The sequence below is a fragment of the Streptomyces sp. NPDC029674 genome, from assembly GCF_044903205.1.
Lineage (GTDB): Bacteria > Actinomycetota > Actinomycetes > Streptomycetales > Streptomycetaceae > Streptomyces.
The window spans coordinates 1-14,192 of the sequence record NZ_JBJDPY010000031.1 but is presented as its reverse complement, the minus strand read 5'-3'; the positions used below and the strand labels follow the sequence as shown (position 1 = coordinate 14,192).

At 70.6% G+C, this 14,192-nt stretch carries 15 protein-coding genes; 2 read left to right on the top strand and 13 right to left on the bottom strand.

The features are described from left to right. The first annotated feature begins 72 nt into the window (after window positions 1–72). The gene (locus ACI2L3_RS38575; protein ID WP_404757137.1) at window positions 73–999 is read left to right on the top strand and encodes an endonuclease/exonuclease/phosphatase family protein; all 927 of its coding nucleotides are present in this window, start codon (window positions 73–75) and stop codon (window positions 997–999) included. A gap of 59 nt (window positions 1,000–1,058) precedes the next feature. Here the strand turns inward: ACI2L3_RS38575 and ACI2L3_RS38570 are convergent, their stop codons facing one another. The 4 genes from ACI2L3_RS38570 to ACI2L3_RS38555 form a co-directional block, all read right to left on the bottom strand. Beyond that, complete coding sequence (locus ACI2L3_RS38570; protein WP_404757136.1) at window positions 1,059–2,021, bottom strand: electron transfer flavoprotein subunit alpha/FixB family protein; 963 nt, start codon at window positions 2,019–2,021, stop codon at window positions 1,059–1,061. 59 nt (window positions 2,022–2,080) lie between these two features. Continuing rightward, window positions 2,081–2,866, bottom strand: a complete 786-nt coding sequence (locus ACI2L3_RS38565) for an electron transfer flavoprotein subunit beta/FixA family protein (RefSeq protein WP_404757135.1) — start codon at window positions 2,864–2,866, stop codon at window positions 2,081–2,083. A gap of 231 nt (window positions 2,867–3,097) precedes the next feature. After that, window positions 3,098–3,616, bottom strand: a complete 519-nt coding sequence (locus ACI2L3_RS38560; protein ID WP_404757134.1) for a flavin reductase family protein — start codon at window positions 3,614–3,616, stop codon at window positions 3,098–3,100. 193 nt (window positions 3,617–3,809) lie between these two features. After that, window positions 3,810–4,151 carry a thioredoxin family protein gene (locus tag ACI2L3_RS38555; RefSeq protein ID WP_404757133.1) on the bottom strand — a complete coding sequence of 114 codons (342 nt, stop codon included), beginning with the start codon at window positions 4,149–4,151 and terminating at the stop codon, window positions 3,810–3,812. A gap of 209 nt (window positions 4,152–4,360) precedes the next feature. Between ACI2L3_RS38555 and ACI2L3_RS38550 the strand changes: the two genes are divergently transcribed. Then, the gene (locus tag ACI2L3_RS38550; RefSeq protein WP_404757132.1) at window positions 4,361–5,089 is read left to right on the top strand and encodes a lysophospholipid acyltransferase family protein; all 729 of its coding nucleotides are present in this window, start codon (window positions 4,361–4,363) and stop codon (window positions 5,087–5,089) included. Window positions 5,090–5,112: 23 nt separating this feature from the next. Here ACI2L3_RS38550 and ACI2L3_RS38545 read toward each other — a convergent pair whose 3' ends face one another. The 9 genes from ACI2L3_RS38545 to ACI2L3_RS38505 all read right to left on the bottom strand — a co-directional run bounded on the left by ACI2L3_RS38545 (window position 5,113) and on the right by ACI2L3_RS38505 (window position 13,998). Next, window positions 5,113–5,799, bottom strand: a complete 687-nt coding sequence (locus ACI2L3_RS38545) for a B3/4 domain-containing protein (protein ID WP_404757131.1) — start codon at window positions 5,797–5,799, stop codon at window positions 5,113–5,115. A 13-nt stretch (window positions 5,800–5,812) separates the two neighbouring features. Continuing rightward, window positions 5,813–6,409: a transglutaminase family protein gene (locus ACI2L3_RS38540; RefSeq protein WP_404757130.1), complete on the bottom strand. Its 597-nt coding sequence runs from the start codon at window positions 6,407–6,409 to the stop codon at window positions 5,813–5,815. Window positions 6,410–6,505: 96 nt separating this feature from the next. Next, a complete protein-coding gene (locus ACI2L3_RS38535) occupies window positions 6,506–7,576 on the bottom strand; it encodes a threonine aldolase family protein (RefSeq protein ID WP_404757185.1) in 1,071 nt (356 codons plus the stop codon). 20 nt (window positions 7,577–7,596) lie between these two features. Then, a complete protein-coding gene (locus ACI2L3_RS38530) occupies window positions 7,597–8,337 on the bottom strand; it encodes an SDR family NAD(P)-dependent oxidoreductase (RefSeq protein WP_404757129.1) in 741 nt (246 codons plus the stop codon). A 26-nt stretch (window positions 8,338–8,363) separates the two neighbouring features. Next, window positions 8,364–9,776, bottom strand: coding sequence for a DUF6421 family protein (locus ACI2L3_RS38525; protein WP_404757128.1), 1,413 nt, complete (start codon window positions 9,774–9,776; stop codon window positions 8,364–8,366). 80 nt (window positions 9,777–9,856) lie between these two features. Next, the gene (locus ACI2L3_RS38520) at window positions 9,857–10,900 is read right to left on the bottom strand and encodes an alpha/beta hydrolase (RefSeq protein WP_404757127.1); all 1,044 of its coding nucleotides are present in this window, start codon (window positions 10,898–10,900) and stop codon (window positions 9,857–9,859) included. Continuing rightward, entirely contained in the window at window positions 10,897–12,051 is a 1,155-nt protein-coding gene (locus ACI2L3_RS38515; protein ID WP_404757126.1) for an LLM class flavin-dependent oxidoreductase, read from the bottom strand. The genes ACI2L3_RS38520 and ACI2L3_RS38515 overlap by 4 nt, the downstream gene beginning before the upstream one ends. Before the next feature lie 121 nt (window positions 12,052–12,172). Further along, the gene (locus ACI2L3_RS38510; RefSeq protein ID WP_404757125.1) at window positions 12,173–13,375 is read right to left on the bottom strand and encodes a GDSL-type esterase/lipase family protein; all 1,203 of its coding nucleotides are present in this window, start codon (window positions 13,373–13,375) and stop codon (window positions 12,173–12,175) included. 47 nt (window positions 13,376–13,422) lie between these two features. Continuing rightward, window positions 13,423–13,998, bottom strand: coding sequence for a TetR/AcrR family transcriptional regulator (locus tag ACI2L3_RS38505; RefSeq protein ID WP_404757184.1), 576 nt, complete (start codon window positions 13,996–13,998; stop codon window positions 13,423–13,425). Window positions 13,999–14,192 lie beyond the last annotated feature (194 nt).

The following is a 14,192-nucleotide window of genomic DNA, read 5'->3' as shown; positions in this document are numbered from 1 at the left end:
CTCTTGGAGAGTCTTCCCCCATCCCCGCGCGCCCACGGTCGGAGTCGCGCGGCCCGAACCGAAGGAGACCGTGTGCCGATCGACTCCCGCTTCTCGCGCCGTACGGGTCTGCGGACCGCGCTCGCCGCGACCGCGGCGCTTCCCCTCTTCGGCAAGGCGCTGTCCGGCGGTCCGGCGCACGCCGCGCAGCAGGCCGTCCCGGCGGCCGTCAACGCGCCGGAGGCCCGCCTGGACGTCATGACGTTCAACGTCCGTTTCGCCAGCGCCAAGCCGCCGCACACCTGGGCCGAGCGCCGCCCCGTGATGAAGGAACTGCTCCTGCGCGCCAAGCCGCACGTCATCGGCAGCCAGGAAGGCCTCTTCTACCAGCTGCGGGACATCGAGTCCGACATCGGCACGGAGTACGACTGGATCGGCACGGGCGTCGGGGGCGGCAGCCGCGACGAGTTCATGGCCGTCTTCTACGACGTCCGGCGGCTGGAACCGCTGGAGTTCGAGCACTTCTGGCTCTCGGACACGCCGGACGTCATCGCGTCCAACACTTGGGGCGCCCGCTCGACCCGCATGGCCACCTGGGTCCGCTTCAAGGACCTGATCACGGGCACCGAGCTGTACGTCCTCAACACGCACCTGGACCACATCAGCCAGAACGCGCGCGCCCGCTCGGCGACGCTGATCGCCGACCGCGTCCGCCGCCTCAAGTCGTCCCTGCCGCTCGTCGTGACGGGCGACTTCAACGCCCACGCCCACAAGAACCCGGCGGTCTACGACACGCTCCTGCGGGCCGGTCTCGTCGACACCTGGGACGCGGCGGAGGAGCGCGGCAAGGCGTACGCCACGTACCACGGTTACGGACCGCTCACCCCGGACGGCAACCGCATCGACTGGATCCTCACGCGGCCGACGGCCCAGGTCCACTCGGCCTCGATGAACACGTTCTCGCTCGGCGGCCAGTGGCCGAGCGACCACCTGCCCGTGCAGGCGACGCTGACGCTGTGACGCGCCGAGGCCCCCGACCCCGCGCACCGCGGGAACGAGGGCCTCGTACGGGGAGGAGCTCAGCCCTTGCGGGTCTTGACCTCTTCGGTGAGCTGCGGGACGACCTCGAAGAGGTCGCCGACCACGCCGTAGTCGACCAGGTCGAAGATCGGGGCCTCGGCGTCCTTGTTGATGGCCACGATGGTCTTCGAGGTCTGCATGCCGGCGCGGTGCTGGATCGCGCCGGAGATGCCGGAGGCGATGTACAGCTGCGGGGAGACCGACTTGCCGGTCTGGCCGACCTGGTTGGAGTGCGGGTACCAGCCGGCGTCGACCGCGGCGCGCGAGGCGCCGACGGCGGCACCGAGCGAGTCGGCGAGGTTCTCGATGATCGAGAAGTTCTCGGCGCCGTTGACGCCGCGGCCGCCGGAGACCACGATCGCGGCCTCGGTCAGGTCGGGGCGGCCCGTCGACTCGCGCGGGGTGCGCGAGACGACCTTGGTGCCGGTGGCCTTCTCGGAGAAGGAGACCGTGAGGGCCTCGACGGCGCCCGCGGCCGGGGCGGGCTCCACGGCGGCCGAGTTCGGCTTGACCGTGATGACCGGGGTGCCGTTGGAGACGCGGGACTTGGTGGTGTACGAGGCGGCGAACACGGACTGCGTGGCCACCGGGCCCTCGTCGCCGGCCTCGAGGTCGACGGCGTCCGTGATGATGCCGGACTTGATGCGGACCGCGAGGCGGGCCGCGATCTCCTTGGCCTCGGCCGAGGAGGGCACGAGCACGGCGACCGGGGACACAGCCTCGTAGGCGGCCTGGAGCGCGTCCACCTTCGGTACGACGAGGTAGTCGGCGAACTCGGGGGCGTCGGCGGTGAGGACCTTCACCGCGCCGTGCTCGGCGAGCGTGGCGGCGGTGGCCTCGGCGCCGGCACCGAGGGAGACGGCGACGGGGTCGCCGATGCGGCGGGCCAGGGTCAGCAGCTCAAGAGTGGGCTTGCGGACGGCGCCGTCCACGTGGTCGACGTAGACGAGAACTTCAGCCATGGGACTTCAATCTCCTGCGGTTACGAAGAAGTTGGGGCGGTTGAGGGGATGACTGAAGCTCAGATGAACTTCTGGCCGGCGAGGAACTCAGCCAGCTGCTTGCCGCCCTCGCCCTCGTCCTTGACGATCGTGCCGGCGGTGCGGGCCGGACGCTCGGCGGCGGAGTCGACCTTGGTCCAGGCACCCTCGAGGCCGACCTCTTCGGCCTCGATGTCCAGGTCGTCCAGGTCGAGCGACTCCACCGGCTTCTTCTTGGCGGCCATGATGCCCTTGAAGGACGGGTAGCGGGCCTCGCCCGACTGGTCCGTCACGGACACGACGGCCGGCAGGGACGCCTCCAGCTGCTCGCTGGCGGTGTCGCCGTCACGGCGGCCCTTGACGACACCGTCCTCGACGGAGACCTCGGAGAGCAGCGTGACCTGCGGGACGCCGAGGCGCTCCGCGAGGATCGCCGGCAGCACGCCCATGGTGCCGTCGGTGGAGGCCATACCGGCGATGACCAGGTCGTAGCCGGTCTTCTCGATGGCCTTGGCGAGCACCAGCGAGGTGCCCATCACGTCGGTGCCGTGCAGGTCGTCGTCCTCGACGTGGACGGCCTTGTCGGCGCCCATGGAGAGCGCCTTGCGCAGCGCGTCCTTGGCGTCCTCGGGGCCGACGGTCAGCACGGTGATCTCCGCGTCGTCCGCCTCGTCGGCGATCTGCAGCGCCTGCTCGACCGCGTACTCGTCGAGCTCCGACAGCAGGCCGTCGACGTCGTCGCGGTCGACGGTCAGGTCATCGGCGAAGTGCCGGTCGCCGGTGGCGTCGGGCACGTACTTCACACAGACAACGATCCTCAAGCTCACGCCGGCTCTCCTACTGCATCGTCTTTATTGGGCTGCTGCCTTGGCTTATGGCTACTGCCTTCTTGCAGGCAGCATAGGCGCCTGAAGCGGCGGATCCCGGTCGGGGCGGCCCGCGCTCCGACCGAAATATTACTCATGAGTACACCCAGTTCATTCCCACTGAGCAAGCGCTTTGAACTGTGACCTTCCCAACGCTCCGTAATCAAGCGGAGCGGCCCGCCGGGGGAACTCTCAGTCGCGCAGAGCGTTGAAGCGCCCGTGGTGGTACAGGAGCGGGCGCCCCTCGTCCTCGCGGTCGCCGACGACGGCCTCCGCGAGCACGATGCGGTGGTCGCCGGCGGGCACGCGGGCGACGATCCGGCACACCAGCCAGGCGAGCGCGCCGTCGAGCACGGGCACGCCCTCGGGCCCCTCGCGCCAGCTCGTGGGCGCGGCGAAGCGATCGGCTCCGCTGCGCGCGAACGTCGCGGCGAGCTCCTGCTGGTCCTCGGCGAGTATGTGGACGCCGACGTGTGTGGCCTCGGAGACCGCGGGCCAGCAGGAGGAGCCGGTGCCGATCCCGAAGGAGAGCATCGGGGGCGCCGCGGAGACCGAGGCGAGCGAGGTGGCGGTGAAGCCGACGGGCCGGGAGGCGTGCGCGGCGGTGATCACGGCGACGCCCGCGGCGTGCTGCCGGAAGACCGAGCGCAGCAGCTCCGGGGTGGCGAGCCGGGGGGTACGGAGGGCTGACGATGCCGACGATGCCGTCATGGGGTTTGTCCTTCTGCCGGGGGTTGCCGGAGGTGCGAGCGGAGGCGTCGTTGCTCAGCACCGCGGACAGCGGGCGCTGGCGTGGCGGCCTAGGTCCACGTGGACGCGCTCGTACAGAAGGAGATCCCGGGGCATGTAGGCAGGCTCGCGATGGATGCGGGGTGCAGTCAAGTCGGTTCCGGATTATGAAAGATCACACGGCCTCCCCGAGAGCGGCGATCACATCGGCCTTGCGGGGCTGCCCGGCGGCGCGGCGCACCACCTGTCCCGCCGCGTCCAGGACGAGCACGGTGGGGGTCTTGAGGACGCGCAGCTCGCGTACGAGATCGAGCCGCGCCTCGGCGTCGATCTCCACGTGGACCACGCCGGGGACCAGCTCCGCCACGTCCGCGAGCACTCTGCGGGTCGCCCGGCAAGGCTGGCAGAAGGCGCTGGAGAACTGCACGAGCGTCGCCCGCTCCCCGAGCCGCCCGCCGATGTCCGCCGCGCCGAGCGGTCGCCCGGTCCCGCGTTCCCGCACGTCTTCCTCTTCCACTGCTCCTCCGCGCCCAAAGTCTCTGGACTACAGCATCCGCCGCTCCCGGATCATTCCTACGTGACGAGAATCTCCCGGATTGAAGGCACCAAGGCTGGTCACTCGTCCGTTCTTGGGGCACGATCTGCGCAACGCCGAAAAACCTACGGCTGCGTAACTTCCCGCCGGGAACCCCCTCCCCAGGCAGAAACGAAGGGTCATCCCCACCCATGGCAGAGCTTGTCTACCGTCCGGTCATCGGTGCCGCGAAAACCCTGTTCAAGGCATGGGACCTGAAGATCGACTGCAAGGGGTCGGAGAACATCCCACGCTCCGGCGGCGCGGTCCTGGTCAGCAACCACATCAGCTACCTGGACTTCATCTTCGACGGTCTCGCCGCGCTGCCGCAGAAGCGTGTGGTGCGGTTCATGGCGAAGGAATCGGTTTTCCGGCACAAGATCTCCGGGCCGCTGATGCGCGGGATGAAGCACATTCCCGTCGACCGCAACCAGGGCGAGACGGCTTACGCGCACGCCCTGGACTCGCTGCGCTCCGGAGAAATCATCGGCGTCTTCCCGGAGGCGACGATCTCGCAGTCGTTCACGCTGAAGACGTTCAAGTCCGGCGCGGCGCGGCTGGCCCAGGAGGCCGGGGTGCCGCTGATCCCGATGGCCCTGTGGGGCACGCAGCGGCTGTGGACCAAGGGCCACCCCCGCAACTTCAAGCGCAGCCACCTCCCGATCACGATCCGTGTCGGCGAGCCGGTGGAGGCACCGAAGGACCAGTACGCGGGCGCGATCACGCGGCGGCTGCGCGAGCGCTGCCAGGAGCTCCTGGAGGCCGCGCAGCGCGCCTATCCGGTACGCCCCAAGGGTCCGGACGACACGTGGTGGATGCCGGCCCACCTGGGCGGCACGGCACCGACCCCGGCCGAGGTGAAGGCCGCCGAGGCGGGCTGAACCGGGCTGAACCGGCCTCGGCGCTAGCTCGGCGGGCGGACGGTGATCCGTGCGTCCGGGCTGACCTTCGCGAGCAGCTCGGCCAGTTCGGCGCCCGCCGCTTCGAGGCCGGCGTCCGGACCCATGCCTTCGAGCAGGAAGATCGCGTTCACCGACTCCTCGGTGAGGCGGGTGCGCGGGCCCTGGCGCCAGTTCCAGCGGCGGCAGGTGACGCCCTCGTCGTCGCACCACACGATTTCGCCCGCGTCGGGGTGCTCCACGACCGGCTCGCCCGCGGCGGCGGTCACGAAGTCCTCCTCGCCGGTGGCCCGCACCAGGCGCATGCCGCCCTTGATCCGGTCCAGGTTCTCGCCGCCGACCGGGATCAGGTGGGCGACGCTGATCGCGTTGTAGACGTCGACGAGCGCGTTGATCCGGGGCAGGCCGCCGTCCGCGAGCGCCCGCTTGGCCAGCGCCTCGGCGGAGTTGCGGGTACGTGAGGGCTTGGCGCCGAAGGCCGTGTACGCGGCGCGCCAGGCGGCCATGTGCGGGTCCTCGTGCGGGGCGCGCCCGTCGAGGCGTACGGCAAGGCGGCGGGCGGCCTCGTCCAGGAGGGCCGAGGTCTCGTCGGTGCTGGGGCCGTTGACGAGCCCGCGGGCCTCGATGGCGACGTGGGTGAAGCCGGGCGCGAGGGCGCGGACCTCGTCGGAGACGGTCAGGTCGATGGTCATGGTCCGTCGTGCCTCACAGTTCTGAGGGGTAGATCTGCCAGAGGTGGAGCCGGTCCCGGGCTTCCTTCAGCACGCGGAGTGCCACGGGACTCGGTTCAGCATAGAGGACCGGGTAGTCCACTTCATTGCACTCCGGATCCACCGGCCAGGCCAGCCGCTCCTCGCCGAGACGGAACTGCGCGTCGACACCGGCCGGGATGTTGCCGCGCGGGTCCTGCCGGTGCCAGGCCCCGTCGAGCCGTACGGCGACCAGGCCGTGCAGGGAGTAGCCGCCGGTGTTGCCGTCCCGCAGGCGCTGGTAGCAGAACCCGGTCGGGATGTCCTCGGCGCGCAGCAGCGCGGCCAGGGCGTGGGACTTGGCGGTGCAGATGCCGGTGCGTTCGCGCAGGACGTCGGAGGCGCGCCAGGTCACTTCCATGCGCCCCGAGTCCTGCGAGTGCGGGATGGCGTCGCGCACGAACTCGAAGGCGGCACGCGCGTAGGCGTAGGTATCGGCGGATGTTCTTGCAAGATCGGCCGCCGTCTCGCGGACCAGTGGATGATGGTGGTCGACGACCTCGTCCGCGGCCAAGTACGCAGACAGGTCGGGGTTTTCCTGGATCAGACGCATGCCACGGGAGCATAGGAATACGGCCGACCGTAAGTCAATGACTTTACGGTCAGCCGTATAACTATGCAGGCGCCTATACGGTTGGAGAGGCGGCGGTCAGCGCGCCATCTCCTCCTTGAGTGCCGCCAGGAACCCGTCGACGTCGTCCTCGCGGGTGTCGAACGCGCACATCCAGCGGACGTCGCCCGCCGCCTCGTCCCAGAAGTAGAAGCGGTACTTCTTCTGCAGGCGCTCGCTCACGTCGTGCGGCAGGCGCGCGAAGACCGCGTTGGCCTGCACGGGGTAGAGGATCTCCACGCCGTGCACGGAGCGGACGCCCTCCGCGAGGCGCTGCGCCATCTCGTTGGCGTGCCGCGCGTTGCGCAGCCACAGGTCTTTGGCGAGCAGGGCCTCCAGCTGCACCGACACGAAGCGCATCTTCGAGGCCAGCTGCATCGACATCTTGCGCAGGTGCTTCATGTGGCGCACGGCGTCCTGGTTGATGACCACGACGGCCTCACCGAACAGCGCGCCGTTCTTGGTGCCGCCGAGCGACAGGATGTCGACGCCGACCGCGTTCGTGAACGTCCGCATGGGGACGTCGAGGGCGGCAGCCGCGTTGGCTATCCGGGAGCCGTCGAGGTGCACCTTCATGCCGAGCCGGTGCGCGTGGTCGCAGATCGCGCGGATCTCGTCGGGCGTGTAGAGCGTGCCCAGCTCGGTGTTCTGCGCGATCGAGACGACCTGCGGCATCGCCCGGTGCTCGTCGTCCCAGCCGAACGCCTGCTTGTCGATCAGCTCCGGGGTGAGCTTGCCGTCCGGTGTGGGCACGGTGAGCAGCTTGAGGCCGGCCATGCGCTCGGGGGCGCCGCCCTCGTCCACGTTGATGTGCGCGGACTCGGCGCAGATCACCGCGCCCCAGCGGTCGGCGACCGCCTGGAGCGCGACGACGTTGGCACCCGTGCCGTTGAACACCGGGAACGCCTCGGCGGTCGGTCCGAAGTGACCGCGGATGACCTGCTGGAGGTTGGCCGTGTAGTCGTCCTCGCCGTACGCGATCTGGTGACCGCCGTTGGCGAGCGCGAGGGCCGCCATGACCTCCGGGTGGGCGCCCGCGTAGTTGTCGCTGGCGAAGCCGCGGACGTCCGGGTCGTGGTGGCGCCGGGCGTCCGTCTTCGGCGGGTTCACGGCTTCTCTGGCGGCAGCGGTCACGGCTTCTCGGTCAGCCACAGGCGGTTTCCGTTCACTTCCTCGGCGGACTTCTCCCAGACGCCGGCGATGGCCTCGGCCAGCTCCTTGACGTCGGTGAAGCCCGCGAACTTCGCGTTGGGCCGCTCCGCGCGCATCGCGTCGTGCACCAGCGCCTTGACCACCAGGATGGCAGCCGCCGCGCGCGGTCCCTCGTCACCCCCGGCCTTGCGGAAGGCGTCGGCGAGAGCGAGCGTCCAGGCCTCGGCGGCCGCCTTGGAGGCGGAGTACGCCGCGTTGCCCGCGGTCGGCTTGGACGCGCCGGCCGCGCTGATCAGGAGGTAGCGGCCGCGATCGCTGCGCCGCAGGCCGTCCTCGAAGGCGAGGGAGGTGTGCTGCACGGTGCGGATCAGGAGCTTCTCCAGAAGGTCCCAGTCGGCGAGGTCCGTCTCGGCGAAGCTCTTGCTGCCGCGCCAGCCGCCGACGAGGTGGACCAGGCCGTCGATCCGCCCGAACTCCTTCTCCGTGCGCGTCGCCCACTCGCGGGCGGCGCTCAGATCCAGGAGATCGACCGTGTCACCGATGACGGTGGCCCCGCCGTGCGCGTACCGCGCGGCGTCCACGGCCTCGGCGAGGCGGGCGGGATCGGCGTCGGAGGCCACGACCGTCGCGCCGGCCTCCGCGAGCCTCAGCAGAGTGGCGCGTCCCGCGGGACCCGCCGCCCCCGCCACCGCGACCACGGCTCCATCGAGTGCGGACATCTTCCTCGCCTCCTCCTGGCGGCCGCTCACGCGGCGGCCTTCTCGGCGCCCGAGGAAGCCACGATCCCCTTGGTGGAGGCGATCACGTTCTTCAGCTTCTTGGAGAGCGCCTCATAGAACATGCTGAGCGGAAATTCGTCGGGAAGCACCTCGTCGACGAGTTTGCGCGGCGGCAGCGACGTGTCAAGGGCGTCCGGGCCCTTGGCCCAGCGGGAGCCGGGGTGCGGGGCGAGGTACGTGGACACCAGGTCGTAGGCGGCGAACCAGTGGACCAGCTTGGGGCGGTCGATGCCCGCGCGGTAGAGGTCCTCGATCTCGCCGCACAGCTGGTTGGTGATCTCCGGCGCGCGCTCCCAGTCGATGCGGAGCTGGTTGTCGGTCCAGCGGACCACGTCGTGCTTGTGGAGGTAGGCGAAGAGGAGCTGGCCGCCGAGGCCGTCGTAGTTCTTCACGCGGTCGCCGGTGACCGGGAAGCGGAACATGCGGTCGAAGAGGACGGCGTACTGCACGTCGCGGGCCTGCGGGACGCCCTCGGCCTCCAGCTTCACGGCCTCCTTGAAGGCGGTGAGGTCGCAGCGCAGTTCCTCCAGGCCGTACATCCAGAACGGCTGGCGCTGCTTGATCATGAAGGGGTCGAACGGCAGGTCGCCGTGGCTGTGGGTGCGGTCGTGGACCATGTCCCACAGGACGAACGCCTGCTCGCAGCGGTCCTGGTCGCCGACCATCGCACGGATGTCGTCGGGCAGTTCCAGCCCGAGGAGGTCCACGGCGGCCTCGGTGACGCGGCGGAAGCGGGCCGCCTCGCGGTCGCAGAAGATGCCGCCCCAGGAGAAGCGCTCGGGGGCCTCGCGCACGGCGATGGTCTCGGGGAAGAGCACGGCCGAGTTGGTGTCGTACCCGGCGGTGAAGTCCTCGAAGGTGATGCCGCAGAACAACGGGTTGTCGTAGCGGGTGCGCTCGAGCTCGGCCAGCCAGTCGGGCCAGACCATGCGCAGCACGACCGCTTCGAGGTTGCGGTCCGGGTTGCCGTTCTGCGTGTACATCGGGAAGACGACCAGGTGCTGGAGGCCGTCCTGGCGGTTCGCGGCGGGCTGGAAGGCGAGCAGCGAGTCGAGGAAGTCCGGCACGGCGAAGCCGCCGTCGGCCCAGCGGCGCAGGTCCGCGACGAGCGCGCGGTGGTACGCGGCGTCGTGCGGGAGGAGCGGGGACAGCTCCTCGACCGCTGATACGACGCGGTCCACGGTGAGCTCGGCGATGCTCCTCGCCGGGGCGCCGTCCGCGTCGAAGTCGATGGAACCGTCGGCCGACTGCCAGGGCCGGATGTCCTCCACGGCGTCCTTGAGCACCGGCCACGCCGGGTGGTCCACCACCCGCGCGCCGGGCCCACTGGCGGAAAGAACCGCACCCTCCGTACCCGACTGCACAAGAATTTCCGTCATGCCCCATCCTCCACGGGAGAACCTCACGTCAGGACACCGTATGCATGTGGGGTTCTCCGGGACAAGGGGGTCTCCGTAAATTATCCTGCGCCACCCCCGCCCACACCGCTGTTTTTCCTGTGGCCCGCCACGGAGGCGATCGCTTCTGCCGCGCCTCGCAGCGCCTCCGCAGCCTCCGGGAGTACGTCGGGGAAGCCGAGGAACCCGTGGAACATCCGCGGATGGTGGGCCGCGATCACGTCCACTCCGGCTGCCCGCAGACGCTCCGCGTAAGCCAGCCCCTCGTCACGCAGCGGATCGCAGCCGGCCGTGACGAGGTACGCGGGCGGCAGCCCCGTCGGATCGGCGGCCCGCAGCGGCGAGGCGAGGGGGTGCGCGCCGTCGCCGCCGGGCCCCAGGTACTGCTCCCAGAACCAGCGCATGTGCGCGGCGGTCAGGAAGTACCCCTCCGCGTTCTCCCGGTACGAGTCGGTGTCCTGGGCGGCGTCCAGTACGGGATAGAGCAGCACCTGCGACGCGACGGCGGGCCCGCCCGCGTCCCGCGCCCTGAGGGCCACGGCGGCGGCGAGCCCGCCCCCGCTGCTGTCCCCCGCGGTGGCGAGAGCGCCCGGATCGCCCCCGAGCGCTCCACACTCACCGGCCGCCCAGCACAGCGCCGCATACGCGTCGTCGACGGCGGCCGGGAACCGGTGCTCGGGGGCGAGACGGTAGCCGACGGACACCACGACGGCACCGGACCGGGCGGCGAGGCCGCGGGCGGTGGCGTCGTGGGAGTCGATGCCGCAGAGGGCGTAGCCGCCGCCGTGGAAGAAGAGAACGGTGGGGCGGGGCGGTCGGGGCCGTGGATGCTGCCGGTGCGGATCTCGGCGCTCCGGGTGAGGCAGGTAGATGCGTACGGGCAGGTCGGGCGCGCCCCGTGGCCCCGGAATCGTCCGGTCCATGACCTCCGCGACGGCAGGCGGTGTCCTTGCGGAGGCAGGCGCGGCGGCGAGGATCCGCCGGGCCTCGACGGCGTCGGTGACGGTGCCGCCGAGGTCGGGGAAGGCGGCGGTCAGGGCGTCGACGAGGGGGCGGGCGTGGGGGGCGAGACGGTCCGGCGGGCCGGTGGGGTTAGGACGCGTCACGTGCGCGCACTCGTTCCGTTCACCCTCTCTTCGTGGGCGCGGAAGTGCGGGATGACTTTCTCGCCCCACTGCCGCAAGGTCTCCAGGCAGGCTTCCTGCGGGACGGTGCCCATCTGGATGAGGCACATGATCTCGTCGGCCCCGGCGTCGCGCAGCCGCTCCACGTAGGCGATGGCGTCGTCCGCGGCGCCGTACGCGTGGTCGGCGTTGAACGTGGCGGTCGAGGTCGGCCGTACCGGAATGTTGTGCTCGTGGAGGCGCGCGACGACCTGCTCGGCGGCCCTGCGCATCTCGGCTGCCTCGTCACCGCCCTCGACGACCGCCTCGTCGGGGATGCCCGCGCCGCCGTACCAGTGCCCGATGGACTGCGCGAAGAACCGCTGCCCCCGGATCCCGACGCGCCGCGCCGCTTCCCGGTCGTCGAGCACGATGGTCGGACAGAGCACGGAGAAGTGGTCGTTGACGACGCTCGACACGAGGCGCGCGCCGGTGCGGGCCGCGATTGCGGCGTCGTACGCCTGCCGCATGCCGGCGATCGACTCCGGCCCGGCGAAGCCCATGACCAGGGCGCCGATGCCGAGTTCGGCCGCCTGCGTCAGCGTCTCGGTCCTGCTGCACGCGAGGAAGAGCGGCGGGTGCGGGGTCTGCTTCGGCCGCGGCAGGATGGGGTGCGGGCCGATGTCGAGGAGCTCGCCGTGGTGCTCCAACTCCTCCTTCTCCCAGGCCTTCCCGATGATCCGCAGCGCTTCCTCGACCTCCTGGGCCGTACGTCCCCTGTCCACTCCGCAGAGCGACGTCTCCTGCTCCGTGCCGCCCCGCCCCGCGCCCAGGTCGAGCCGCCCTCCGGAGAGCAGGTCCAGCATGGCGGCGCGCTCGGCGACCCTCGCCGGATGGTTGAAGTTGAACGGCATGCAGACGACGCCGTGGCCGATCCGGATGGTGCTGGTGCGCGCGGCGACCCAGGTCAGGAAGATCTCGGGGGCGCTCATGTGCGCGTACCACTTGAGCGAGTGGTGCTCGACCGCCCAGACGCGGTCGAACCCCATCTCCTCGGCGAGCACGGCCTGTTCGACGCTGTCGTGGATGACCTGATGCTCCCGCTCGACGGTCGGATCGGCGAGCTGCGCCTCGAATATGACGGAGAACTTCACGTGCCCTCCAGGGAGTTGTGCCGGTACGGCATGGCCCTCGCGTATTTCGATTAGTCATATGACTAGCCGTCAGGTCGTGAAGTAGCAAGGGACTCGCACGTGAAATCGCCGCCCTGCCCGGTCAGACCGGCTTGGCCGCGAAGGGACCGCCCTGGGTGAACGCGTGGGCCGCGAAGCGTTCGCCCATGCGGCGGTGGGTGGGGGCGTCCGGGTGGAGGTTGTCGGGGAGGGGGAGTTCGGTGGCGTCGGCGGGGCCGTAGAGGTCGCGGCCGTCGAGGTAATGGAGGTTCGGGTCGTCGGCGGAGCGGTGTTTCACGATGCGGGCCAGTTCGTCGCGGATGATGTTGAGGGTGAGCTTTCCGGCCGCCCGTTCCGCGGGGTCACCCATGGCCTTGAAGCGGAGTCGGCCCTCGCCGAAGTCGCTGAAGTCCGGCGCGCTGGGTCCCGGCGTGTCCTCGTGGATGGGGCAGAGGATCGGCGAGACGACCAGCAGGGGCACGTCGGGGTGTCCCTCGCGGATGGTGTCGAGGAAGCCGTGGACCGCCGGAGCGAACGCGCGCAGCCGCATCACGTCGGCATTGACCACGTTGATGCCTATCTTGACGCTGATCAAGTCGGCAGGGGTGTCACGCAGGGCCCGTGCGGTGAACGGGTCGAGCAGGGCGCTGCCAGCGAGGCCGAGGTTGATCAGCTCCACACCGCCGAGCGAGGCGGCGAGCGCCGGCCACGTGGTGGTGGGGCTCGCGGCGTCGGAGCCGTGGCTGATCGAACTGCCGTGGTGCAGCCACACCTTGCGGCCCGGGTCGCGCGCCGGCTCCACGGGGGCGTCGGTGCGCAGGGCGATGAGCTCGGTGGTCTCGTTGTGGGGCAGCCAGATCTCGACGTCCTTCATCCCGTCGGGCAGGTCGCCGAAGCGCAGGGTGCCGGGTTCCCCGGCGGTGCGCTCGGCGGTGCCGGCGGTCATGTCGATGGTCAGGACGTTGCCGCCCTTGGCGCTCGCCCGGCCCGCCGGTCGGCCGTCGACGAGCAGTTCGTAGATGCCGTCCGGGCGGGGCGGCGCGCCCACGTACTCCCGCTTCGTGGGCAGCGTGTCGAGTTCCACCGTGGTGGCCCGGGTGCGGAACGCCAGGCGTACGCCGGACGGCTGCGACTCGGCCATGGCGAGCTGGCCGTCGGTGTTCTGGGCGCGGGCGGCGGCGGGGAGCCGGTGCGGCAGCACGCCGTGCTCCGTGTGCTCCACGTCGAGCGCGCCGCGCAGCAGCTCGGCGGTGATGGGCGTGGTGGTCCAGTGGTGACTGGGCTGGTCCGTGTGGTCGGTATGCATTGCCTCAACCTGTAGATCAAGTGGATCAAGTGTGTGGACTGAGCCGCTCAGGCGGCCGGTGCGGGCCAGTTGCGCAACAGCGCGTCAAGAGCGTCGATGACGCGCGTCCACGTCTCCTGCGAGTCGGGCGCGCTGTGGCTGAACCCGCCGCCGAGCTCCAGGCTCACGTAGCCGTGGAAGACGCTGCCGAGGAGGCGGACCGCGTGCGTCTGGTCCGGTTCCGTCAGGTCGTACCCGCGCAGGATCGCGCGCGTCATCTCCGCGTGCCTGCCCCCGGCACTGGCGGCGGCCGCCTCGGGGGTGAGCCGCAGCTGGGCGGCGGCGTAGCGGCCGGGGTGCTCCCGGGCGTAGTCGCGGTAGACGTTCGCCAGGGCGGCCAGCGCGTCCTTACCGGCCCGGCCGGCCAGCGCGTCCGCGCCCCGGTCGGCGAGCTCGGCCAGGGCGAGCAGGGCGATGCCCGTCTTGAGGTCATGGGAGTTCTTCACGTGCGAGTACAGGCTCGCGACCTTGACGTCGAAGCGCCGGGCGAGCGCCGAGACGGTCACCTGGTCGAAGCCGACCTCGTCGGCCAGCTCGGCCCCTGCCTGGACCAGACGCTCCGTGGTCAGTCCTACGCGCCGCACCATGACGCTCCCCTCTCTCGGCATAAGCCATTGTGCATTTGCCTAAAGCTTTTAGGCAATCGGCCATGCCGATTAGGGATGTGTCGCCTGCGCTGAGCGGCTAGGGCGTGTCTTTTGGATCGGTCCGGTCAGCCCGCGGCGTCTGGTGCGGTGCATCGCAAGGCGGAGCATCGCCCGCGGACCGGGTGTCCGTG